Here is a 23,244-nt window from a genome sequence, read left to right on the forward strand (position 1 = left end):
TTTGTAGCTTAAATAATATAAACGTGTCTGTAATACTTGCTATCGAATCCTCTTGTGATGAAACTTCTGTTGCTATCTGTAACAACGGCAAAATTACTGCCAATGTTATTGCAAACCAAACTATTCACGAAAATTATGGTGGTGTAATTCCCGAGCTTGCCTCTCGTGTACATCAGCAAAATATTGTTCCTGTTATTCATCAAGCGTTATTGGATGCTAAAGTTAACAAAAAGGAAGTTAATGCAGTGGCTTTTACAAAAGGACCTGGTTTATTGGGCTCCTTATTGGTCGGTGTTTCGTTTGCCAAGTCTTTTGCATTAGCATTAGATTTGCCATTAATTGCCGTAAATCATATGCATGCTCATATTCTGGCGCATTTTATTGAAGACCCTAAACCGGCTTTCCCTTTTCTGTGTTTAACTGTTTCCGGTGGGCATACCCAGATTGTTCTTGTAAAGGATTATTTTTCCATGGAAATTATTGGAGAAACGCTGGATGATGCAGCAGGTGAGGCCTTTGATAAAACGGCTAAAATATTGCAGTTGCCTTATCCCGGAGGGCCATTGATTGATAAACATGCCAGGGAAGGTAATCCCCTTGCTTATAAGTTTCCTGAACCACAGATTAAAGGTCTAAACTTCAGTTTTAGTGGATTTAAAACTGCCGTCCTTTATTTTATCAGGGATCAGGAAAAGCTGGATCCTGATTTTATCAGTAAGCATTTGGATGATATATGCGCCTCAGTACAGTACAGTATTGTTCAAATACTGTTAAATAAATTAAAAAAAGCTGCCATTGAACATGGAATTAAGGATATTGCAATTGCTGGAGGTGTATCCGCGAATTCCGGATTGAGAGAGGGGCTGCAAAGCCTGGCTCATAAAATGAATTGGAACGTTTTTATACCCGCATTTGAATACTGTACAGACAATGCAGCGATGATTGCTATCGCAGGTTATCATAAATATTTAAATAGAGACTTTGTAGGTCAGGATGTTTCTCCTGCTGCAAGAATGATTTTTTAAAACTAATTGTAAGGCGTATATGAACTACTCAATGAGCATATTTTTTTTAGTATTAATAGTGGTGCCCTTTATCGGGTTTATCATCTGGTTGTTGCGACAGGATAAAAGGAAAAACTATTTGGGAATAATAGTCCTGATGGCTGCTATCCTGGCTGCTATTTTTGTAGCCATTTATGTGGATACAAAATTCATGGAGGGAAAGTAAAGTTCTTTTGTTCCAAAAAAAAAGGAGTCTGCATCATTTTATCTATGATACAGACTCCTTTTAAAAATCTAAAATATCTATTAAAGCTTCTCTTCCAATTTTTCTCCGGACACCTCAGCTCTTATTTTTGCTTCGATTTCATCAGCCAACTCAGGATTATCCAGCAATAATTGTTTTACCGCATCTCTTCCCTGTCCTAGTTTCGTATCTCCGTAAGAGAACCATGAACCTGCTTTTTTAACGATGTTAAAGTCAACACCAATATCAATGATCTCTCCAACTTTCGAAATGCCCTGGTTAAACATAATGTCGAACTCAGCAATCCGGAAAGGCGGGGCAACTTTATTTTTGACGATTTTGACTTTGATCCTGTTTCCAGAAACTTCATCAGAATCTTTGATTTGTGAGGTCCTGCGGATATCTAAACGTACAGACGCATAAAACTTCAATGCATTACCACCTGTAGTTGTTTCCGGGTTACCAAACATTACTCCAATTTTCTCACGCAACTGGTTGATGAAAATACAGCAGCATCCTGTTTTTGAAATTGTACCTGTTAATTTACGCAAGGCTTGAGACATCAATCTTGCTTGCAAGCCCATTTTCGATTCTCCCATTTCACCTTCTATCTCTGCTTTAGGTACTAGCGCAGCAACAGAGTCAATTACAATTACATCAATTGCTCCTGAACGGATCAGGTTATCAGCAATTTCCAATGCCTGTTCACCGTTGTCAGGCTGTGAAATCAATAAGTTTTCAATATCCACACCCAATTTCCTGGCGTAGAATTTATCAAAAGCATGTTCTGCATCAATAAATGCAGCAACGCCACCTGCCTTTTGTGCTTCAGCAATAATGTGGGTAGCTAATGTAGTCTTACCGGACGACTCTGGTCCGTATATTTCAATTACACGGCCTTTTGGTACACCTCCAATGCCTAATGCGATATCTAAGCCTATCGAACCCGTTGAAATGGATTCAATTGCTTCAATTGGTTTATCACCTAACTTCATTACGGCGCCTTTACCGTAAGATTTTTCCAGTTTATCGAGGGTAAGTTGTAATGCCTTTAATTTGTCTGCGTTTGGGTTCATCTTATTAAATTTTGTTCGTAAATATAAAATATTTATTCTTTATAATAACTATCCTGGTAAATATAGGTGCTAACTATTTTAGCAAAAATAGACATTTATTTGGTTCTAAAAAATCTAGTCGATAATAATTAAATTTACCATCTTAAGTTTCACTAATATTATTAGTTTTAAAGGTTCGTTCATAATACCGGCAAATAGAAGTGATTTCGCAAATACTGCATTTTGGTGACCGGGCCACGCATACATACCTGCCATGTAAAATTAACCAGTGGTGTGCAATATGTATCGTATGTTGAGGTAAATTCTTAACGAGATCCAGCTCCACTGCCAGTGGTGTTTTGCCGTTCGTTAGTCCGATACGCCGTGCAACCCTGAAAACATGAGTATCCACAGCCATTGCCGGTGCATTATAGATAACAGAAGCAATCACATTTGCTGTTTTTCTGCCTACGCCAGGTAGTTTTTGTAAATCTTTGATGTCTGAAGGTATTTCGCTATTGAAGTCGTTTAAGAGCATGTTAGCCATCCCCACAAGGTGTTTTGCTTTGTTATTAGGATAACTGACGGATCTGATGTAATCAAAAACCTCATCCGAACTTACTTCTGCAAGCGCTTTAGGTGTTGGAAATCTTTGAAACAGGGCAGGAGTGACCATATTAATTCTTTTATCTGTGCATTGTGCAGATAAAATCACAGCAATCAATAATTGAAAAGGATTGTTATAGTGTAATTCTGTTTCAGCATCTGGTTGCCTTGCAGAAAAATGTGCAACAAATTGTCTGTAACGTTCTTTTTTGAGCATGTGCAAATATACTATACAGGTAATAAAAAAGCTGCCCCGTTCGGGGCAGCTTAATTTTAATTACTTTGTTTTAGCATAAGCTAAGATCTTGTTAATGACCTCATCGCTTGGGTCTCTAAGAAGTGAATCGAGCTCCTTTTTTAAATTCTCGTAAAAGAAAGGGTCAATTTCTTCAAAAAGCTCAGCATTAAGCTGTTCAGATTTTGGTTGAAATTGAAAGTCGTTGTAGATTGAAGTAGAGGTTGTTACCATAAGCATGATACTGATTTGTTTTATTTAATAAACGCAGTACTTTACTTTTTATTTTAACCTAGACAACAATTTTTAAAAAACAATTTTCGTGAGGCGTCTAGCTAACCTCTTTAACTTTCATCATCCGCCTCAAATTGCTCAAGGCATACCTCATTCTTCCTAAAGCTGTATTGATACTCACATCTGTAAGGTCGGCAATTTCTTTGAAACTCAGGTCTGCATAATGGCGCATGATCAACACTTCTTTTTGCTCATCCGGTAACAGATGGATCATCTGCCTTAAATCTGCATGGGTTTGAGCTTTGAGTAACTTATCTTCAGCACTTTCTTCGTATACCTGAAGCATGTTCAGAATATCTGTCCCGTCTGCACTGGTAATAACCGGTCCGCGCTTTTCCCTTCGGAAGTAGTCTATTACCAGGTTATGTGCAATACGCATTACCCATGGTAAAAACTTACCTTCTTCATTGTATCTTCCAGATCTCAGTGTGTTAATTACTTTAATAAAGGCTTCCTGAAATATATCTTCCGCTAAATACTGGTCTTTGACCAATAAATAAATGGAAGTATAAATTTTAGACTTATGTCTTCGAAGAAGTTCTTCCAAAACAGATTCGTCTCCATTAAGGTATAGCCTCACCAATTCCTGGTCACTATTTAATTGTATTTTCATAGGAGTATTAATACTAAATCCTGCTGTTTGCTTAAAAATATTTAGTAGTTTTTTATTCGATAGCGTTTCTCCTATGTGTATATGTATATAAAATGTGATGGTTCAATTCTTGTGGTTAATCTTTCAAAAGAAGCATTTTTTTATTACAATTCAATAATAAAAGTGTTAAAAAATGATAAATGTGTTCTGAGAGCCTTATTTTTGCGTTCCCGGAAAATGCCATGTCTATTTAATTCGTGGTATATTTGCAATTCTATCCAATAATAATGAGTAAGGAAACAGAGAAAGATCCACATAATAATATCATCATAAAAGGTGCCAGAGTACACAATCTTAAAAATATAGATGTTGCTATTCCCAAAAACAAGCTGGTAGTCATTACGGGCATGTCCGGATCTGGCAAATCATCTCTGGCTTTTGACACCCTTTATGCTGAAGGTCAGCGCAGATACGTGGAGAGCTTATCTTCTTACGCAAGGCAATTCATGGGCAGAATGAATAAACCCGATGTGGATTATATTAAAGGTATTGCCCCCGCAATTGCCATTGAGCAAAAAGTGATCACCTCAAATCCTCGTTCTACCGTCGGTACGTCAACAGAAGTGTATGATTATCTGAAACTCCTGTTCTCCAGAATTGGGAAAACCTATTCACCGGTTTCAGGACAAATTGTAAAAAAAGATACAGTCAGTACAGTAGTAGATCATATTTCAAAACTAACCAAGGACAGTACCGTTACCATCCATTGTCCGCTGTTTCCTCATAACAACAGGACCATTAAAGAAGAACTTGCCGTGCTGCTGCAAAAAGGCTTTTTAAGGGTTTTATATGACGACAAGATCAGTAAAATTGAAGCCATCCTGGAAGATGAGGATTTCGAAGATGTAGAATTAACTAATGAAAATACAGTAAGTATTTTAATTGACCGCATAGTTTTAAATGAGGAAGAAGAAACCCTCAGCAGGATTGCAGATTCTGTTCAAACGGCATTTTTTGAGGGTAAAGGCGATTGTTATGTAGAGAATGAGGGTAAAACCAAGCATTTTTGCGATCGTTTTGAATTGGATGGGGTTAAATTTGAAGAGCCTACCCCTAATTTTTTCAGTTTCAATAATCCCTATGGTGCCTGCAAAAGGTGCGAGGGTTATGGCAACGTAATTGGTATTGATGAAGACCTGGTTATTCCCGATAAAAGTAAAAGTGTATACGATAACGCCATCGCACCCTGGCGGGGCGAGAAGATGCGTGAATGGCTGAATAAACTCATCAAAACTGCAGATAAATTTAATTTCCCTATTCACCGGCCTTACCATGAACTTAGTGAAGAACAGCAAAGGTTACTCTGGACTGGAAATAAGCACTTCTCGGGGTTAGATGCTTTTTTTAAAGACCTTGAAACGCAGACTTATAAAATTCAATACCGTGTAATGCTTTCCCGTTACCGTGGTAAAACCAAATGTCCGGATTGTAAAGGTTCGCGCCTGCGCAAAGATGCTTCTTACGTTAAGATTGCAGATAAATCCATTATTGATACGGTATTGATGCCGCTTTCGACGATGCTAGGTTTTTTTGAAAACTTAACCCTTTCTAAAACCGATCAGAAGATCTCCAAACGTCTGCTTGCAGAAGTTCATAACCGTGTAGAATACCTTAATAATGTTGGTCTGGGCTATTTAACCTTAAACCGTTTATCAAATACACTGTCTGGCGGGGAATCTCAGCGGATTAACCTGGCTACCTCCCTCGGCAGTAGTTTAGTGGGCTCTATTTATGTGCTTGATGAGCCTAGCATAGGCTTACACCCTCGTGATACACACAATTTAATCGGCGTTTTGAAAAGTCTGAGAAATGTCGGCAATACTGTGATTGTGGTAGAACATGAAGAGGAGATGATGAAAGCCGCTGATCATATCATTGACATAGGGCCGGAAGCTGGAACTCATGGTGGACATATGGTTTTTAGTGGAACTTATAACCAGATCCTGAAAGATAAAAAAAGTCTTACCGGAAAATACTTATCCGGCGAGGAGAGCATTGCCATTCCGACTTCCAGAAGGGCCTGGCAGGATCATATCCTTGTAAAAGGAGCAAGGGAAAACAACCTGAAGAATATAGATGTGAAGTTTCCCCTTGGCGTTTTTACTGTGGTAAGTGGTGTCTCGGGTTCCGGGAAGACCAGTTTAGTCAAAAAAATACTTTTCCCGGCTTTGCAGAAAGCCATCGGTAATTATGCCGGAGAACAAACAGGATCATATGATGGCATTTTTGGCAACCTCGACCTGGTTAGCCAGGTAGAAATGGTGGATCAAAACCCAATCGGCAGGTCCTCACGGTCCAATCCGGTAACTTATGTGAAGGCATGGGATGACATCCGTGCCCTGTTTGCTGCTTTGCCTGCTTCTAAGGCGTCAGGACTTAAACCTTCAGCCTTCTCCTTCAATGTGGAGGGCGGCCGTTGTGATGTGTGTCAGGGCGAAGGTGAGGTGAAAATAGAAATGCAGTTTATGGCTGACATCTATTTGCCTTGCGAAGCCTGCAACGGTAAAAGATTCAAACCCCAGGTTTTGGACGTAACCTACCAGGATAAAAATGTTTCTGAAATCCTGGATCTTACCATTGAAGATGCGGTTGAATTCTTTAAAAATGACAGCAAAATATTGAATAAGCTACAGCCGCTGGTTGATGTAGGTTTGGGCTATGTGCATTTGGGCCAGTCGTCAAACACTTTATCTGGTGGCGAGGCTCAAAGAATCAAACTTGCTTCCTTCCTGATCAAAGGGAATAATGCCAACAAAACCATGTTCATCTTTGATGAACCGACAACAGGCCTCCATTTCCACGATATCAAGAAACTGCTGATTGCCCTGAATACATTGATCGAACAAGGTAATACCATACTGGTGATTGAACACAATATGGACATGATAAAATCTGCTGACTGGGTTATTGATATAGGTCCTGAAGGTGGCGATGGTGGCGGACAACTGGTGTTTGAAGGAACTCCTGAGGACCTTGCTTCTGCCGATAATTCCTATACTGCGAGGTATCTAAAAGCGCATTTGAAATAAATTGTATCTTCGCGCATGCTTTTTTTAACTTTCGTATTGGGGCTCCTGTTGAATGCAGTAGGCTACATTCCGCCGGGTAATATTAACCTCACCGTTGTGCAGATCACCATCAACAGGGGCCTGAAACAAGCACTTTCCTTTATCGTTGCTTTCGGCTTTGTGGAAATCCTTTTTACCCTGGTGATGATGCGTTTTGTACAATGGCTAGCACTCACCATAGAGCTGGATAATATCATTGATGTGGTGATGATATTTTTATTCCTGGTTCTGGGCACCGTTACCTGGAAATCCCGTAAGGCAATGCCCCGGAAAGATTATTCCCATACAGACAGTATCAAATACGGCATGCTGCTGGGAGCCTTAAACCCCATGCAGGTACCCTATTGGCTTTTTGTGGGCACTTACCTGATATCGCATGAATGGATAGATATTGGTTACCTGTCCCTCACTATATTCAGCATAGGTTCTGGCATTGGTGCAGCACTTGCTTTATATGGGTTTGCACGTTTTGCCTGTTACATCAAGGAGAAGTTTGCCTTAAGCAGCTATATCATCAATAAAAGTATTGCCATCTTATTTTTCGCCTTATCAGCCTATCATATTTGTAAGGTGGTTTATGTACACTTTATCAGGGGCTAACGGGTTAAAGCCGGGCTATTTTTTTAAGAACTCCAGGTTCCAGATTTTTTCAGCCCTTTTACCGATGATCCAGAATGAAGCCGCTAATACGCAAAAGAATAAGGCCTTATGCCAGCTGTCCCAAAAATATTCAAAGTAACGGGTATAGAGATTCAAAAAGAGGAAGGTAATTCCAAACTCACGGGCAACTTCATCGCGGTATTTCAACCCCACTAAAATGCTGGCCACACAAGCTCCGGCAGAAATCAATGCCCAGTAAAACAAGCTGGTTTGTTTTACACCATACCACTCTTCGATGGTGCCGTAGTTACCAAATATGGAAATCAGCCAGAGCGAGATAAAGAGATAAACCATCCCGCCAATATAAGTGGTGCCATAAAAGAGGCTGAACTTTGGTTTGTTCTTAAAAAGCAAGGCAATTGCGGTGAGTGCCAGTCCGAAAAACACAAAGCGCAGCGGATAGTTAAGGCCCACGAAGTACCAGTTCCACCGGGACAGGTAACCGGTTTCTGTGCCGAACCACACGCCCAGGGAAAGAATAACAAAGGCCCAGATCAATCGTGACTTAAAGACAAACGCTAAAATGCCGTAGATGACTACAGAAGCTAAAATAAGCAGTGAAAAGTGAGCATCCTTTGTGCCTATTGATTTGCCTAAATAAGCAATCGCATTAGCAGTTAGCATCACGGCGGTAAATATAATGGCATCATTGCTAAACACCTGCATCTGGTGCGTCTTGTTCCTTTTAAAGCCAGTGTAATACAATACACCGGCAGCAATGGCGGAGAACAAGCTGATCAGGCTGTCGGGGGTATCATATATTTTCTCCAGGTAAATCAAGATATCCTTGTCTACCAGTAAAGCACCAAGGGAAATTACGCCACAAGCCATGGCAATCCAGAAAGAATATTGAGCTAAGCGGCGCCAGTCAAAGCTTTTCGCTTCATAACTTTCCTGTAATTTTTTTACCTGTTCTTCCGTTAGCAAGTGTTGCTCCTGCCATTGGTTAAGCATTTCATCTAAAAAATCACTTTTTTCCTGGTCTAATTTCATCAGTTTATAAATTGAGGTTGGATCTACGGTAAGTCAGCTGTGTTCAGGAGGGAACTTTCTTCAGCAATTCCGGAATTTTCTTTGTATTTCCTACGATCCAGACGATATCTTCATTTTCAAAAACAAAATCAGAGTCAGGATTTAATATCCTTTCTCCTTTGCGTTCAATTCCAACCACCAGCCCCTGCGTCATTTCCCGTATCCCGGAGTTGCGGATACTGTTGCCATAAACCGGCGATTTGCTATTGATCACTATCTTTTGGAGTGTCATTTCATTTTTGGGGAAATTTGATTCTTCAAGATCCTCGGCTGATCCTGTGAACAGGTCCTCCACCGCGGCCAACTGTTCGTCGGTACCGATCACTAAAATTTTATCATAAGGGTAAAGCCTTTCATCCCTGCCTGGTGTAGGGATTCTGATTTTTCCACGCTCAATCATGGCGATGTTTACACCAAACTTCTCTCTGATAGAAAGGTCTACCAATGATTGTCCGATCAGTTTAGATTCCGGTGCAACGGTTAACTCTGCAAGGTGCGTGTCCCAGGGTAAAATCTGCGGCTGTGCCTTTTCTGCTTCCCGGGCATTAAGGTTATAAAGAAAACGATGCTCAAGTCTGTTATAGAATGCCTGAAGCCTGCGGGAAAAAATAACCAACACCGACAGGATCAGCACGATTGCAATAGCCAGTGACACTAGCGTATTGGTAAACTGGAAGATCAGGAAGCCCACAAAAAATATGGCCAGACCGATGCGCACACTTTCTAACGCGACCAGCGGGCCACGGGTATATTTTTTATTAAGCCATAAGTTACTGTAAGCTTTTTTTTCCAGCCGTCTGATGGCCAGGGCCCACAAAAAGGGCATCATGATACTTAAAGTCAACAGTAAACTAATGAGGGTCCCTCTGTTGCCATTGATCAGGTTTTCTTCAATAAAAGGCTGTAAAAACCTTGATCCTAAAAATACAAGAGCAATCAAGATCACCGAGTGAATGATGAGGTTAAAAGTATAAGCCCTAAGAAACACCTTCCAGTCACTTAAGGTTGTAATTCCTGCGGTACTGGTGCCATACCTGTTAATGCCATCCACCCATTTCTTAGGCAGGTTGCGTTCGATGAAATTGGAGAATGATTCAGAATTTTTGATCAGGTAGGGGGTGGTAAAAGTGGTGATCGCTGATACAGCCACAGCAATCGGATATAGAAAGTCGCTGGTTACTTTTAGCGATACGCCAAGTGTGGCAATGATAAAAGAGAATTCGCCTATTTGCGAAAGGCTTAAGCCCACTTGTACAGAAGTTTTTAAAGACTGGCCAGAGAGGAGTGCACCTAAACCCGTGCTTAAGAATTTACCGAATATGGTAGCGATGGTGATGAGGATGATCGGGCCGGCATATTCAACCAATACACTAGGATCGATCATCATCCCCACAGAAACGAAGAAGATAGCTGCAAAGAGGTCTTTAACAGATTTGGTCAGGTGTTCAATCCGTTCTGCCTGGGTGGTTTCTGCCAAAATGGAGCCCATGATAAATGCCCCCAACGCTGCCGAAAAACCGACCTTTACGGCCAGTAAAACCATTATTAAACACAAAGCCAGAGATACGATGAGCATCGTTTCGTCATTCATCAGTTTCCGCGTAGCTTTAAGGAAGGTTGGTATTAAAAATATACCGCCGATAAACCAGAGCACGAGAAAGAAAGCTAATTTTACAATAGAAATCAACATTTCAGTACCTGCAAACTGCTGACTTACTGCAAGGGTAGAAAGGAGTACCAATAACAAGATGGCTACCAGATCTTCGACGATGAGTACGCCGAACACCAGTCCTGCAAACTTTTTATGCTTCAGGCCCAGTTCGTCAAAGGCCTTGATGATAATCGTGGTGGAGGAAACTGAAAGTATACCCCCCAGGAAGATGCTATCCATATTCGACCAACCCATCAGCTTTCCCGCAAAAAAGCCGATAATACTCATGAATATGACCTCGCAGCCAGCTGCAATAGAAGAAGAGCCCCCGACTTTAACGAGTTTTTTAAAACTGAATTCAAGTCCTAAGCTAAAAAGCAAGAAGATAACACCAATTTCTGCCCAGATGGTGATGCTTTGGTGATCGGTAACCGTTGGAATAAAATTGACGTGAGGACCTACGAGCAGGCCCGCCAATATATAGCCAAGTACGATTGGCTGCTTGATTTTCTTGAATAACAGCGTAAAAATTCCTGCAGCTGCAAGGATAAGTCCTAAATCAGTTATAAGAACGGGTATATGTACCATTTGCTTTAAATAATCTTGTGGAAGAGGAATTTATATAGCATTTAACTATACCTCATCGTGATAAATATACAAAAAAGCCCGTATTCTAGCCTAGGTTTCTGAAGTAATCGAGGGTATTTTCCTTATCTTTCTGCAGCTGATCTTTCAAAGCCTCCAGTCCTGTAAACTTTACATCATGCCTTAGGAACTCGAGGAAGGTCATTTTAATCGTCTGGCCGTAAATTTCTTCGTTGAAGTCAAAAATATTCACTTCAATATTCCGTGTCATCCCATTGATGGTTGGACGCTGTCCTATATAGGCCATCCCTTTATAAGTTTCCTGAGCCATTGTGACCGTAACGGCATAAATTCCATCAGAAGGAATAAGCTTGTAAGTTTCTTCTACAAAAATGTTTGCGGTAGGGTAGCCGATGGTACGGCCAATTTTATCCCCTTTAACTACCCGGCCCTCCACAGAGAAATGATAGCCCAGGTATTCTGCTGCCAATGCAACATCGCCTTTAAGCAAAGCATGACGTATTTTTGTGGAGCTCACGGCTACATCATTGACGTCCTGCTCCTGAATTAATTCAATTTGGTAACCATACAATTTTGAATATTCCTCCAGTTCAGGCAAACCACCTTTTCGGTCCTTCCCAAAACGGTGATCATAACCCACAATGATATACTTTGTGCCCAGGGCATTCACCAAAACTCCTTCAATGTATTCTTTTGCACTTAAGTTTGAGAAATCCCTGGTAAAGGGAGTGATGATCAGGTGGTCGACACCAAGGCCAGCGAGGATCTCTGCTTTTTGATTAATGGTATTGATCATCTTTAAATCCTGGTTCTCAGGATCCAGAATTAGCCTGGGATGAGGAAAAAAAGTTAAGATCACACTTTCGCCACCAGTAGTTTTGGCCAGTTCACATAAGCGTTTAACAATCTTTTGATGCCCGAAATGAACCCCGTCAAAAGTTCCAATGGTTACCACTGCATTGTCTAATTTATTGAATTCGGAAAGGTGATGATATATTTTCAAGATCTTAAAATTAACTTAGAGAACCGGAGCAGTTTGCGCTAGTTCTTCTTTTTTGTTTTTCAAATAAGAGACTAAATCGGCAACCTCCAGTGCATCTTCAATTCGAAAATCACCGCTTCGTGTTCTGGTTAGTTTAGATAAATAGGCACCATTATTTAGTTCCTTGCCGAAATCTGAAATCAGGGACCTGATATAAGTTCCCTTGCTGCAAACAATTCTGAAATCCACTTCAGGTAAATCAATCCGGGTAATTTCAAAAACCGGGACTGAAACAAAACGCAGGCGCAATTCAGTTTCTTCACCTCTTCTGGCCTTTACATATAAGCGCTCCCCATTTACTTTAACAGCTGAATGTGCAGGAGGATACTGCTGGATTTCACCGGTAAAAGGAGCTGTAGCCGCATAAATCTTTTCTTCGCTCAGGTCTACCAGCGGGTATTCCTGGTCGATCACGGTTTCCATATCAAAAGATGGGGTAGTAGCCCCCAAAATCATGGTTCCTGTGTATTCTTTTTCCTGCGCCTGGAAAGTGTCAATCTGCTTGGTTAGCTTTCCGGTACATATAATTAAAAGGCCCGTGGCCAGTGGGTCGAGCGTACCTGCATGACCTACCTTAATTTTAAGTGGTTTCAGAGAATTCCTAATCTTACCCACCACATCAAAGCTAGTCCATTTATAAGGCTTGTTGATCAACAAAAGCTCACCTTCAACAAAATTAAATTCTCTATCTCTCATTATCCAACGGTAAGTGGTACATCAGCAAAATATAATGCCAAAATAACCACACCAATAATTATTCTATACCAGCCAAATACACGGAAACCGTGTTTTGACAAAAATCCTATAAATGATTTAATGGCAATAATAGCTACGATAAAAGCCGCTACGTTACCAAAAAGCAATAATTTTATATTTTCTTCATTCAGCAAATGAGCGCCTTGCAGGAGTTTATAACCTGTAGCTGCACACATGGTGGGTACAGCCAGAAAGAAGGAGAACTCTGCAGCGGCCTGCCTGGTTAGCTTCTGCTGCATACCCCCTATAATGGTGGCGGCACTTCTGCTTAAGCCCGGTAAGGCAACAGCCAGCACCTGGAAACAGCCGATTTTAAAAGCTGTTAAATTACTGATCTCCTTTTCATGATGTATGGTAGGATTATTGAAAAACTTGTCTATAAACAGCAATACGATTCCGCCTAACAATAAAACAACAGCAATAAAAATAGGGTCACCAAGGGTATTGTCAATAAAATCGTTTAATAAATAACCAAAGAACAAGGCCGGAATCACCGCGATAACCAGCTTGATGTAAAACTGCCACTTGGAGAAATCAAAAAACTTTTTCCAGTATAATACCACTACGGCAAGTATCGCACCTAACTGTATGGCTACTTCAAATAACTTTACAAATTCATCTTTACCTATGCCCATCAAAGAACTGGCAATAACCATGTGACCAGTGGATGAAACGGGAAGAAATTCTGTTAACCCCTCTATTATAGCAAGGATTAAAGCTTGGAGATAATTCATGAAACGCCTACTTCTTTAAAATAGCGTAAACACCAAATCCAAACCCAAAGAGTACCACCATCGGTGCCAATAATGTTTTTCTGAAATCATAGATATCAGTTTCCCCAATCATCAATACAAATCCCACAACTACAATAGCAATGCTGATCAAGAGCAATTGGTAATTTTTCTTTGTAAAGACCAGTTCGCTTTTTCTTTCCTGACTTACAGGTACAGTTTTTTTCTCTGTCATTATCTATAAAGATCGTAAATTTTTAAACGTAAATATCTGTTTACTGCCATGGCAGTACTTATTGCTGTAATGAAAATGCCGACACCTAACAAAAACAAGAGCACGATACCGAACTCTGTATAGTTTCTCAGGATCACAATTTCAGGAATTTGTTTCTGTGCATAATACAATATGCCCAGCAAACTAATAACGGCAATGATTGCAGCGATTAACCCATGTAAAGCAGCCATTAAAATAAAAGGCTTGCGGATAAAACCCTTCGTAGCACCAACAAGCTGCATGCTTTTAATTAAAAACCGCTGTGAGTAAATGGCAAGTTTGATGGTGTTATTGATCAGTGCAATAGAAATAACCAGTAAAATCACTGCGAAGGTTAAAATAATCAAACCGATGGCATTGATATTCTGGTTTACCATATCAATTAAAGAACTCTGGTAAATCACTTCTTTAACCACAGGCTTTTTACTGATTTGTGCTTTTAAAGTTTCAATACTTTCGTTATTTGCATAATCCGCCTTTAAGTAAACGTCAATTGTTGATAATAAAGGGTTGTAGCCAAGAAAATCTACAAAGTCTTCTCCAAGATCCTGTGTTAAGTTTTTAGCAGCAATTTCTTTATTAACGTATTGTGAGTTCTTAATGGCAACATTAGCATTGAGCTCCTTTTGAAATTGCAGTATCTCAGCTTCCTTTGCGCTTTCATCTACAATAATGTTGAGTACTATATTCTCCTTTACGTAGTTGGAAAGATTTTTGGCGTGAACCAAAATTAAACCCAGCATGCCCAGCATTAATAGAACTAAAGTAACACTAAAGATGGTGGATATATAAATGGTCTTCGTCTTCTTAGAAGCATCGCTAACTTCAAATTCTTCCATGTATTTGTATTTATGTTTTGCGAAAATAAAAAAATAAAAGCAACTAAAATAAATTACTTGCCTTTAAGCTGCTTTAATCTCAAAAGTACAACGAAACTTTTAGTGAATTAGTTTATATCCAGTTGTTTTAATAAACTCTCGATTTCTTCCTTCCAGTACCTGTTGTTACTAACGGCAAATTTTTCCAGCTCGCCGCTATCTGTAGTAATCAGCAGCGCATGAGGCACAACACCCAGTATTTTACAGCTTTTAACCGTGCTGATCTGGTTGATCATCAGTACTTGCCTGTGGTCTTGAGCAGGTAGTACATGAGAAAGAAATTCAATTTTATCTGGGGTAAGGTATAGTGTTCCACCAATTCCTATGCTGTTTACATAGCGAGTTGCCGGACCCGAATATATGATCGGTTGCCCAATAATGTCTATTTCCTGCATAATGCTGGTTGCTTTTGGTCTTGAAAATAAATAAATAGGCAGGCCGAAAACCAGGAATGATAGCGGAAATGATAACAAGGCATAGCGGATGTCAAAGTATACCGCATTGAAAAAACTCATTGCAATGGCGAAAAATAACGCAAGGTATATCGTGTTTTTAAAGCTGGTCATTAGCGCGGTAATTGTTGGCTTGATTCTGGCCAAAGATAAGGGTAAATTTATTTCTATCCAGACGTTTTGATAATTATATGAACTTTAGCCTAAATTTATCTAGCGATAAGATACTAAATCAGGTAAACGATGAAAAATCATTATCCTTTAGTTCAGGGAAGCTGTGATTGAATTGTTCCTTTTGGGATGGATCGTCATGAGTAAAACCAGTAAGACAAGTCACGATCTTTAAACAACCTGGAGAAAAGACGGGTTAAACTATCAATTTTGAATACTTTTGTATAGAAATTTTAAAATGGAGAGATGAAAGTAAAACTGGTTAAACCTATCCGGATCGTTATGCTCTATTTAATTTTCAGTCTCTGCTGGATATTACTTGGTGTAAGCGTGGTGGATAGCCTGATGGCGGTGACAGGTGCTGAACGAGAAGTGCTGGAGGTTTTAAAAGGCGTATTATTTGTTGGTGTTACTGCGGCGCTTTTATATATGGCCCTAAAAAAGCAGCAGCAGGAACTTTTAACTTCCGAAAAACAATACAGGGATTTATTCCACTCAAATCCCCTCCCGATGTGGATTTATGACAGCGTAAACCTGAACTTCCTGGAGGTAAATGAGGCCGCTATCCAAAATTATGGCTATTCCAGGGAAGAATTCAAAAAGATGAGTATTCTGGATATCAGTAAAGGAAAAGATCAATTGATAAATTCCGGCACTCATGTGGCCCTGGATGAGCGCAATTATTCCGGCTATTTTCAGCACCAGAAGAAAAATGGCGATGACATCATTGCACTTATTCACTCTCATCAGATCATTTTTGACAATAGGGATTCTGTCGTGGATATGGCCCAGGACGTGACCAACCAACTTGAACAGGATAGGCTCCTGAAGCTCATGTACTCCACCGAAAAGGAACTTAAGGAAGAGCTGGAAACGAACATTTTACTCATGGAGCGCTCCCTTGAAGAAAAACAAAGGATGGCTGAAGTTGTAGAAAGAATATATAACCTGGTCGTCATTGTTGATGCCTCCTATAAGGTGACATGGGTAAACCAGGCTTTTATTAAATTCACCGGCTACAGTTTGGAGGAAGTAGTTGGCCATTCGATTGATTTTCTTCATGGACCCGATACTGATCTTCAAACGCTGGACAAAATACAGGAAGCCTTAAAACAGGAACAGTTCTATGTATTTGAAGTGTTAAACTATACTAAAACGGGTGCGGAGTATTGGGTAGAAGTTTCCATTTCTGCTATATATAACGACGACAATGAGATTGTCCGTTACATAGCTGTGCAAAATGTAATTAGCGAAAGAAAGGCCAGTGAGGACAAAATTAGGCAGCAAACTTTGGTCCTTAAAAAGCTGGCCTGGACAAATTCACATGCTTTCAGAAAGCCTGTTGCTTCTATATTGAGTTTAGTAGAGTTAAGTAAAGATGTTACAAAGCTGGAGGAGCTCAAAGAAATACACCGCCATATTGCTGTTTGTTCCAAAGAACTGGATGATTTAACAAAAGAAATTGGAACAGTGTTGGTAGAGCGCAAAAAAAATACTTGATTGGTAAGTTAAAAAGTTAATTGCAGCGCTTGGAATTGTCGAGGTAATTAATTGCTCTGTGTAAATATGCTTTTTCCTACACAATATGCCTTTTTTATTGTAATATTTTTGATTGTTTCCCGTTAAAATGACTCAAGTTCTATTTAACAAAACAACACCTTTTTATGAAAACAAAATTATTTACAGTAGCAGCTCTTTTATTGACCGTTGTATTTATCTCGTCCTGTAAGAAAGAAGATACGGACTCATTGAGGTCAAAAATCGCCGGCAGATGGCAGATCAACAAAATTGAAACGAAAACCTATGCTGCAAATGGCACCACCGTTACCTCGACAAGAACGGTCGACTATACTACTGCAGATTATATGGATTTCAAAAACAACGAGAATGACGAACTTGAAATCAATCTTGGCTCGGGAAACCGCGTAATCGGTAATTATGTGGTATTATTTGGCCAGAGTTTTAACATTAGCCTATCCAACAAACTGTTGTATTGTGATACGGATAACCTGACCGAGACTGCCTTTCAGTTTACCGGTACAGTAGATCAATCTAATCCAAAAGTGACTGAAACTTATTACCTGCAACGTTAGGAATTAAACGGATTGCCGATTGGTGAATTATTTCCTTAATTTCGCGGTACATTAAGGATAGCTATAATGGATTACCAATTTAAAGAAATAGAGAAGAAGTGGCAGGAGTTTTGGGCTAAAAACCAAACCTTTAAGGCAGAAAAGAATAAAGAAAAGCCTAAATTTTATATATTAGACATGTTCCCTTATCCCTCGGGTGCTGGCTTACACGTAGGCCACCCCCTGGGTTATATCGCTTCAGATATATTCTCAAGGTACAAACGATTAAAAGGTTTTAACGTGCTGCACCCCATGGGCTATGACTCTTTTGGCTTGCCGGCAGAGCAATATGCCATACAGACCGGGCAGCATCCCGCCATTACCACAGAAACAAATATCAACACTTACCGCAGACAACTTGACCAGATCGGTTTTTCTTTCGATTGGTCGCGTGAGGTGCGCACCAGTGATCCAGAATACTATAAATGGACACAGTGGATCTTTATGCAGCTTTTTAATTCCTGGTATAACCTGGAAACAGATCAGGCAGAAGACATCACCACCCTTGTAGAAAGTTTTGGCAGTGATGGCAGCGCAAGCGTGAAAGCTGTTTGTGATGATGATGTGGCTACGTTTTTACCCAGCGACTGGGCAACCATGTCTTTTGAAGCCAGACAGGAAGAATTACTTAAATATCGCCTTACTTATTTAAAAGAAAGTACCGTTAATTGGTGCCCGGCTTTGGGTACCGTGTTAGCCAATGATGAGGTAAAGGATGGTTATTCTGAGCGTGGCGGGCATCCCGTTGAGCAAAAGAAAATGATGCAGTGGAGCATGCGTATTTCAGCCTATGCAGAGCGTTTACTACAGGGCCTGGATACCATCGACTGGCCAGAGCCTGTTAAGGAAATGCAGCGCAACTGGATTGGCAAAAGCATTGGTGCCAGTGTGAGGTTTAAAATCGAACAAACGCCGGTTACGGCGGCTTTAGCTACTGATTACATAGAAGTATTCACCACGCGTGTGGATACTATATTTGGTGTTTCTTATTTGGTATTAGCCCCCGAACATGAGTTGGTGGCTTCTTTAACTACCCTAGCCCAGCAGGATGAGGTATTAACCTATATTGCACAAACCCGTAAGAAGTCTGAACTGGACCGCATGGCGGATACAAAAACAGTTTCCGGTGCTTTTACTGGCAGTTATGTAATCAACCCTGTTAGTGGCGAAAGGTTGCCGCTTTGGATCGCTGATTATGTTTTAGCAGGATATGGCACTGGAGCAGTAATGGGTGTGCCAAGTGGCGATCAGCGCGACTGGAATTTTGCTACCTATTATAAGCTGCCTATTGTACAGATACTCGACAGTCAGCTGGACCTTGATACCCAGGCTGACCCTACCAAGGAAGGTAAATATGTGAATTCTGGTTTCATCAATGGCATGAAGTATAATGAAGCCATCGACACCTTGAATGCCTGGCTGGAAGAACAAAAAGTAGGGAAGGCAAAAATCAATTACCGCATGCGTGATGCCATCTTTGGCCGCCAGCGCTATTGGGGAGAGCCGATTCCTGTTTACTTTAAAAACGGATTGCCTTACCTGATCAAGGAAGAAGAATTACCGTTATTGCTTCCTGAGATTGATAAATACCTGCCTACAGAAACCGGTGAGCCGCCATTGGGCAGGGCTGACAACTGGAGTTACGAGCAACATTATGAATATGAACTCAGCACGATGCCGGGTTGGGCAGGTTCAAGCTGGTACTGGTACCGCTATATGGATGCCCAAAATAAACATGCCTTTGCCAGTAAGGAAGCAATCAGTTACTGGAAAGATGTGGATTTATACATCGGTGGTGCAGAGCATGCCACAGGCCATTTATTGTACAGCCGTTTCTGGAACAAGTTTTTAAAAGATCTTGGCCATGTACAGGAAGAAGAGCCATTCAAGAAACTCATTAACCAGGGCATGATACAGGGCAGAAGTAATTTTGTTTATCGTGTGGTTGATGAAGATGGCAGGGGTACGGATACCCTGGTATCTTATGGCTTAAAGAACCAGTACAAAACCAGTGCTTTACATGTTGACGTCAATATTGTAGAAAATGAGATCCTGAACATAGAGAAGTTTAAATTGTTCAGACCAGAATTCCAAAATGCAGAATTTATTCTGGAGAATGGAAAATACATCTGCGGTGTGGAAGTAGAAAAAATGTCTAAGTCCAAATTCAATGTCGTAAATCCTGATGTACTCATCGCTAATTATGGTGCTGATACCTTGCGTATGTACGAGATGTTCTTAGGTCCGCTGGAACAAAGCAAACCATGGAACACCAACGGCATCGAGGGAGTATTCAAATTCCTTCGTAAATTCTGGCGTTTGTTCCATAATGAACAATGGCAGTTTACGGTTGTAGATGCTGAGCCCTCAAAAGCAGAATTGAAAGCTTTACACAAAATCATCAAAAAGGTACAGGATGATGTGGAACGTTTCTCTTTCAACACCTCAGTATCCAGCTTTATGATCGCTGTGAATGAACTTACAGACTTGAAATGTAACAATAAAGGTATTTTATCTGACCTTACGGTTGTCCTGTCACCTTATGCGCCACATATTTGTGAAGAGCTGTGGACATTATTGGGCCATGAAGCAGGCAGTTTATCGTATACACCGTATCCTCAATTTAACCCGGCATTCTTGCTGGAAGATGAGTTTAGTTATCCGATTTCTGTAAACGGAAAAACCAGGCTTAACTTAAGTATCAGCGCTGGTATGGAAGCTGCAGAAATTGAAGCCACTGTTTTAGCCAATGAGCAGGTACAGAAATACCTGGATGGTAAAACGCCTAAAAAGGTTATTGTGGTAAAAGGAAGAATTGTGAACGTGGTGGTTTAATGTAATCCATCATTTTTATGGTCTTATTAAAAAGGGCGGCGATGTCAAATTTGATATCGCCGCCCTTTTTTTTGTGGTTTCGTTAATTTAAACTTACGATATCCAAAGCTTTTCTAAAGGGTTGATTGGGCTTTGGTAGGGCGCTGATAGGGTATTTAGCCCTGGTAAGGCCCTACCAAGGCCCTGCCAACCCCCTGGCAACGCCCTCTGAATGTTAACTTTTCCATGAATGTGGCGTCCGGCTGTGGCTATACACCGTGTCCTTTACGCTCATTAGGTGACATCTTTTTTGAAAGCTTTGATTTAAGTATTCTGATTCTTGCCTTTAAAGAAGGAATAGGCTCCGTCTCCATCTCCGCTATGGTCAGGTTGAAATCCTGTATTAAATCCTGATGATGAGGCAGTAAATCGAAAAGCCCCTGCAAAGCGTTAACCCTTACAATTCTACTTTCCTGTTTATCCAATGCCCAGCTGGTTAATAGATCCCATACGGCTACAAATTCCTCCTCTGAGAAGGTAAGCCTCGTTAAAAGTTGTGCTAAATGCCATTTCAATTCTATAAAAGTCGTTTTACGGGATAAATCCAGGAGTTCCTTTGCATGTGATTTTAAATATTCCGGGTGTTTCAAGGTGACCTTTTCTATGACATCCCCGGCTCTCATGACCACGGTTCGGTCTGGATGAAACAGATACCTGAATAAATCATCAAATTGCTCCTGACTGTCGATCAGTTCAACAACCTGGTTACTCCGACCGAGAGAACGCAAACTACCGCCTTTTAATAAATCCTCGAAGTTGTTCATGTGGATAGATGCAGTGTGGAAAGATATGATTCCTAGAACTATATATGGCAAATTTATTGTTTTTGTTATAACTTAATTATAACTTAATTATAACTTAATTATAACTTTATGAGTATGAAACGATTAATAGAGCCTTTGATCGCTTCATCACCAAAAAATAAAAACCTTTATATTTGAGAGTTAAGGTAAGAAAAATAGGTAATTCTGTTGGAGTTTTACTTCCTAAAGCGATAGTGGACCAGTGTGGAATTGTCATTGTGCACCTTTGACTTCAACTATTCGCAAACCTTAAGTAGGTCTTAATTTATTCGCGGGTTTTTGCTTTCTGTTCGAATATACCAGTGTATATAAATAGGATAGTTACATCACTCAGTAGTTCATGACTTCCTTACTTTAAGAATCGATATGATGATAAACGCTATAATAGGGCTGCTCAAAATTGACAGCAAGACTGATCCCCAATATCCCAATGCTGTATTTTTACCATAATTACCCACGGCTATAATCAGTAATAATATTATTGAAATGATAAGGATCTCAGTAATACCGAGGTTTAAAAATGTTAAGAGCATAATTAGTTGATTAGGATACGCTGTTCGATTATTTTTTTTTGGTGACGGTTGAAGTTAAGAAATTAAGGATCATATCAAGAAAAATTATTTCAATTTTATGATTAGATTAGTATTTAATTAACTTAATCTGTTGTCCTAAAAGCTCCATAATCATATGACTGTTATGATCCCCAAGCTATGCATCACACTTGTTTTGTTTTTGTTTTCTCCGTTTTTCGCAGTTCAACCAGGCAAAACGCAACAACATAAAACGTCGGTTGATAAAACTGTTATTACAGGAGCTGATCAGGTAGAAGCTTACCTCCCTTTATTGAAAGGAAAAAAAGTGGGAATGTTGGTCAACCAAACCTCAATCATTGGGAATAAACTAAGCGTAGATTCGCTGCGGAGTTTAGGCGTCAATATCAAATATATTTTTGGTCCTGAACATGGTTTCCGCGCAAATGCCAGTAATGGCGCAAAAGTAGGCGATGAGGTCGATCCAACAACCGGTATCCCCATTATTTCATTATATGGCAAAAAGAAAAAGCCAACCAAAGCACAGATGGATGCGATAGATGTCATGATCTTTGATGTTCAGGATGTGGGTTGCCGCTTTTATACGAATATCAATACGCTAGCTGATGTAATGGAAGCATGCGCAGAAAACAGAAAAGAACTGATTATCCTGGACCGCCCAAATCCAAATGCTTTTGTTGATGGCCCTGTTCTGGATATGAAATTCAAATCTGGCATTGGTATGTTTCCAATTCCGGCCACCCATGGCATGACCATGGGGGAGTTTGCAAAAATGATCAACGGACAAGGGTGGCTTCCCAATAAAATGCAATGTAAAATTAAGGTGATTCCTGTGAAGAACTATTCACATGACCTTTATTACGAATTGCCGGTAAGTCCATCTCCAAACCTAAATTCACAGGCATCGGTTATCCTTTACCCTTCCCTGTGTTTGTTCGAAGGGACAATCATTAGTCAGGGTCGGGGAACTTATATGCCCTTTTCTGTACTTGGCGCACCTGAACTTAAAGGAAAATACGAGTTTTCATTTAAGCCGGTAAGCATCCAGGGAATGTCAGAATTGCCTTTGCATAAAGATAAAGTGTGTTATGGGCTGGACTTGAGTACTCAAGACCTCAAGGCCTTACATGCTTCAAAACGTATTAATCTGCAGTGGATGATTGACCTTTATAATGCTTATCCCGATAAGGCAAAGTTTTTTGACTCCACACAAAGTAAAGCAATGGGCAGAATTGAAAGGCTAATTGGAAATGACCTTTTTGAGCAGCAGCTTATCGCTGGCTTGACTGAAGAGGAAATCAGGAAAACATGGGAGCCGGGATTGAGCGAGTATAAAAAAATGAGGGTTCAATATTTATTGTATCCTTAATTTTACGTTGCAAAATCTTAATTTTTATTCACAATAATTTTCCTGAATAGCGCTTTTAAGGTATACTGACCTACTAATAAGGCCCATAGTCGTGATTATATCGC

At 40.2% G+C, this 23,244-nt stretch carries 21 protein-coding genes; 8 read left to right on the forward strand and 13 right to left on the reverse strand.

The features are described from left to right. The first annotated feature begins 23 nt into the window (after positions 1–23). Both tsaD and WG905_RS18495 read left to right on the forward strand, forming a co-directional pair. Positions 24–1,025 (forward strand): tRNA (adenosine(37)-N6)-threonylcarbamoyltransferase complex transferase subunit TsaD, encoded by a 1,002-nt coding sequence (gene tsaD, locus WG905_RS18490; protein WP_339593246.1) that lies wholly within the window; start codon positions 24–26, stop codon positions 1,023–1,025. Between the two features lie 31 nt (positions 1,026–1,056). Then, entirely contained in the window at positions 1,057–1,230 is a 174-nt protein-coding gene (locus WG905_RS18495) for a hypothetical protein (RefSeq protein WP_339593247.1), read from the forward strand. An 80-nt stretch (positions 1,231–1,310) separates the two neighbouring features. Here WG905_RS18495 and recA read toward each other — a convergent pair whose 3' ends face one another. The 4 genes from recA to WG905_RS18515 form a co-directional block, all read right to left on the reverse strand. After that, a complete protein-coding gene (gene recA / locus WG905_RS18500; RefSeq protein ID WP_339593248.1) occupies positions 1,311–2,324 on the reverse strand; it encodes a recombinase RecA in 1,014 nt (337 codons plus the stop codon). Between the two features lie 142 nt (positions 2,325–2,466). Beyond that, positions 2,467–3,126: an endonuclease III gene (gene nth / locus WG905_RS18505; protein ID WP_339593249.1), complete on the reverse strand. Its 660-nt coding sequence runs from the start codon at positions 3,124–3,126 to the stop codon at positions 2,467–2,469. A 60-nt stretch (positions 3,127–3,186) separates the two neighbouring features. Next, positions 3,187–3,384, reverse strand: coding sequence for a hypothetical protein (locus WG905_RS18510; RefSeq protein WP_339593250.1), 198 nt, complete (start codon positions 3,382–3,384; stop codon positions 3,187–3,189). 91 nt (positions 3,385–3,475) lie between these two features. Continuing rightward, entirely contained in the window at positions 3,476–4,051 is a 576-nt protein-coding gene (locus tag WG905_RS18515; protein WP_339593251.1) for an RNA polymerase sigma factor, read from the reverse strand. A 266-nt stretch (positions 4,052–4,317) separates the two neighbouring features. Between WG905_RS18515 and uvrA the strand changes: the two genes are divergently transcribed. Both uvrA and WG905_RS18525 read left to right on the forward strand, forming a co-directional pair. Then, complete coding sequence (uvrA, locus tag WG905_RS18520; protein WP_339593252.1) at positions 4,318–7,119, forward strand: excinuclease ABC subunit UvrA; 2,802 nt, start codon at positions 4,318–4,320, stop codon at positions 7,117–7,119. 15 nt (positions 7,120–7,134) lie between these two features. After that, the gene (locus WG905_RS18525; RefSeq protein WP_339593253.1) at positions 7,135–7,758 is read left to right on the forward strand and encodes a LysE family transporter; all 624 of its coding nucleotides are present in this window, start codon (positions 7,135–7,137) and stop codon (positions 7,756–7,758) included. Between the two features lie 15 nt (positions 7,759–7,773). On the opposite strand, the gene WG905_RS18530 is transcribed toward WG905_RS18525, so the two are convergent. From WG905_RS18530 to WG905_RS18565, 8 genes are all read right to left on the reverse strand, one after another. Continuing rightward, entirely contained in the window at positions 7,774–8,811 is a 1,038-nt protein-coding gene (locus tag WG905_RS18530) for a DUF2157 domain-containing protein (RefSeq protein ID WP_339593254.1), read from the reverse strand. A 43-nt stretch (positions 8,812–8,854) separates the two neighbouring features. Then, positions 8,855–11,089 (reverse strand): monovalent cation:proton antiporter family protein, encoded by a 2,235-nt coding sequence (locus tag WG905_RS18535; RefSeq protein WP_339593255.1) that lies wholly within the window; start codon positions 11,087–11,089, stop codon positions 8,855–8,857. Positions 11,090–11,174: 85 nt separating this feature from the next. Further along, entirely contained in the window at positions 11,175–12,110 is a 936-nt protein-coding gene (locus WG905_RS18540; protein ID WP_339593256.1) for a bifunctional riboflavin kinase/FAD synthetase, read from the reverse strand. Positions 12,111–12,125: 15 nt separating this feature from the next. Further along, complete coding sequence (gene truB / locus WG905_RS18545) at positions 12,126–12,845, reverse strand: tRNA pseudouridine(55) synthase TruB (protein WP_339593257.1); 720 nt, start codon at positions 12,843–12,845, stop codon at positions 12,126–12,128. Then, positions 12,845–13,639 carry an undecaprenyl-diphosphate phosphatase gene (locus WG905_RS18550; RefSeq protein ID WP_339593258.1) on the reverse strand — a complete coding sequence of 265 codons (795 nt, stop codon included), beginning with the start codon at positions 13,637–13,639 and terminating at the stop codon, positions 12,845–12,847. Before WG905_RS18550 ends, truB begins: the two co-directional genes overlap by 1 nt. A 7-nt stretch (positions 13,640–13,646) precedes the next feature. Then, entirely contained in the window at positions 13,647–13,871 is a 225-nt protein-coding gene (locus WG905_RS18555; protein ID WP_339593259.1) for a DUF3098 domain-containing protein, read from the reverse strand. Continuing rightward, positions 13,871–14,749, reverse strand: a complete 879-nt coding sequence (locus tag WG905_RS18560) for a cell division protein FtsX (protein WP_339593260.1) — start codon at positions 14,747–14,749, stop codon at positions 13,871–13,873. The genes WG905_RS18555 and WG905_RS18560 overlap by 1 nt, the downstream gene beginning before the upstream one ends. Before the next feature lie 107 nt (positions 14,750–14,856). Further along, positions 14,857–15,387, reverse strand: a complete 531-nt coding sequence (locus WG905_RS18565; protein ID WP_339593261.1) for a hypothetical protein — start codon at positions 15,385–15,387, stop codon at positions 14,857–14,859. Positions 15,388–15,657: 270 nt separating this feature from the next. Here WG905_RS18565 and WG905_RS18570 point away from each other — a divergent pair, with 270 nt between their 5' ends. The 3 genes from WG905_RS18570 (at position 15,658) to leuS (ending at position 20,378) form a co-directional block, all read left to right on the forward strand. Then, the gene (locus tag WG905_RS18570; protein ID WP_339593262.1) at positions 15,658–16,911 is read left to right on the forward strand and encodes a PAS domain S-box protein; all 1,254 of its coding nucleotides are present in this window, start codon (positions 15,658–15,660) and stop codon (positions 16,909–16,911) included. Between the two features lie 164 nt (positions 16,912–17,075). Beyond that, positions 17,076–17,504 carry a hypothetical protein gene (locus WG905_RS18575; protein WP_339593263.1) on the forward strand — a complete coding sequence of 143 codons (429 nt, stop codon included), beginning with the start codon at positions 17,076–17,078 and terminating at the stop codon, positions 17,502–17,504. Positions 17,505–17,570: 66 nt separating this feature from the next. After that, positions 17,571–20,378 (forward strand): leucine--tRNA ligase, encoded by a 2,808-nt coding sequence (leuS, locus tag WG905_RS18580; RefSeq protein WP_339593264.1) that lies wholly within the window; start codon positions 17,571–17,573, stop codon positions 20,376–20,378. A gap of 248 nt (positions 20,379–20,626) precedes the next feature. Here leuS and WG905_RS18585 read toward each other — a convergent pair whose 3' ends face one another. Continuing rightward, entirely contained in the window at positions 20,627–21,181 is a 555-nt protein-coding gene (locus WG905_RS18585) for a HEAT-like fold family protein (RefSeq protein ID WP_339593265.1), read from the reverse strand. A 735-nt stretch (positions 21,182–21,916) separates the two neighbouring features. Here WG905_RS18585 and WG905_RS18590 point away from each other — a divergent pair. Next, positions 21,917–23,140: an exo-beta-N-acetylmuramidase NamZ family protein gene (locus WG905_RS18590; protein ID WP_431844528.1), complete on the forward strand. Its 1,224-nt coding sequence runs from the start codon at positions 21,917–21,919 to the stop codon at positions 23,138–23,140. Positions 23,141–23,244 lie beyond the last annotated feature (104 nt).

Source organism: Pedobacter immunditicola (assembly GCF_037482985.1).
GTDB classification, from domain to species: domain Bacteria; phylum Bacteroidota; class Bacteroidia; order Sphingobacteriales; family Sphingobacteriaceae; genus Pedobacter; species Pedobacter immunditicola.

Coding starts and splice junctions, on each gene's coding strand:
- WG905_RS18495 (WP_339593247.1), top strand. CDS start 1,057: ATGAGCATATTTTTTTTAGTATTAATAGTGGTGCCCTTTATCGGGTTT.
- recA (WP_339593248.1), bottom strand. CDS start 2,324: ATGAACCCAAACGCAGACAAATTAAAGGCATTACAACTTACCCTCGAT.
- nth (WP_339593249.1), bottom strand. CDS start 3,126: ATGCTCAAAAAAGAACGTTACAGACAATTTGTTGCACATTTTTCTGCA.
- WG905_RS18510 (WP_339593250.1), bottom strand. CDS start 3,384: ATGCTTATGGTAACAACCTCTACTTCAATCTACAACGACTTTCAATTT.
- WG905_RS18515 (WP_339593251.1), bottom strand. CDS start 4,051: ATGAAAATACAATTAAATAGTGACCAGGAATTGGTGAGGCTATACCTT.
- uvrA (WP_339593252.1), top strand. CDS start 4,318: ATGAGTAAGGAAACAGAGAAAGATCCACATAATAATATCATCATAAAA.
- WG905_RS18525 (WP_339593253.1), top strand. CDS start 7,135: ATGCTTTTTTTAACTTTCGTATTGGGGCTCCTGTTGAATGCAGTAGGC.
- WG905_RS18530 (WP_339593254.1), bottom strand. CDS start 8,811: ATGAAATTAGACCAGGAAAAAAGTGATTTTTTAGATGAAATGCTTAAC.
- WG905_RS18535 (WP_339593255.1), bottom strand. CDS start 11,089: ATGGTACATATACCCGTTCTTATAACTGATTTAGGACTTATCCTTGCA.
- truB (WP_339593257.1), bottom strand. CDS start 12,845: ATGAGAGATAGAGAATTTAATTTTGTTGAAGGTGAGCTTTTGTTGATC.
- WG905_RS18550 (WP_339593258.1), bottom strand. CDS start 13,639: ATGAATTATCTCCAAGCTTTAATCCTTGCTATAATAGAGGGGTTAACA.
- WG905_RS18555 (WP_339593259.1), bottom strand. CDS start 13,871: ATGACAGAGAAAAAAACTGTACCTGTAAGTCAGGAAAGAAAAAGCGAA.
- WG905_RS18560 (WP_339593260.1), bottom strand. CDS start 14,749: ATGGAAGAATTTGAAGTTAGCGATGCTTCTAAGAAGACGAAGACCATT.
- WG905_RS18570 (WP_339593262.1), top strand. CDS start 15,658: ATGAAAGTAAAACTGGTTAAACCTATCCGGATCGTTATGCTCTATTTA.
- WG905_RS18575 (WP_339593263.1), top strand. CDS start 17,076: ATGAAAACAAAATTATTTACAGTAGCAGCTCTTTTATTGACCGTTGTA.
- leuS (WP_339593264.1), top strand. CDS start 17,571: ATGGATTACCAATTTAAAGAAATAGAGAAGAAGTGGCAGGAGTTTTGG.
- WG905_RS18585 (WP_339593265.1), bottom strand. CDS start 21,181: ATGAACAACTTCGAGGATTTATTAAAAGGCGGTAGTTTGCGTTCTCTC.
- WG905_RS18590 (WP_431844528.1), top strand. CDS start 21,917: ATGATCCCCAAGCTATGCATCACACTTGTTTTGTTTTTGTTTTCTCCG.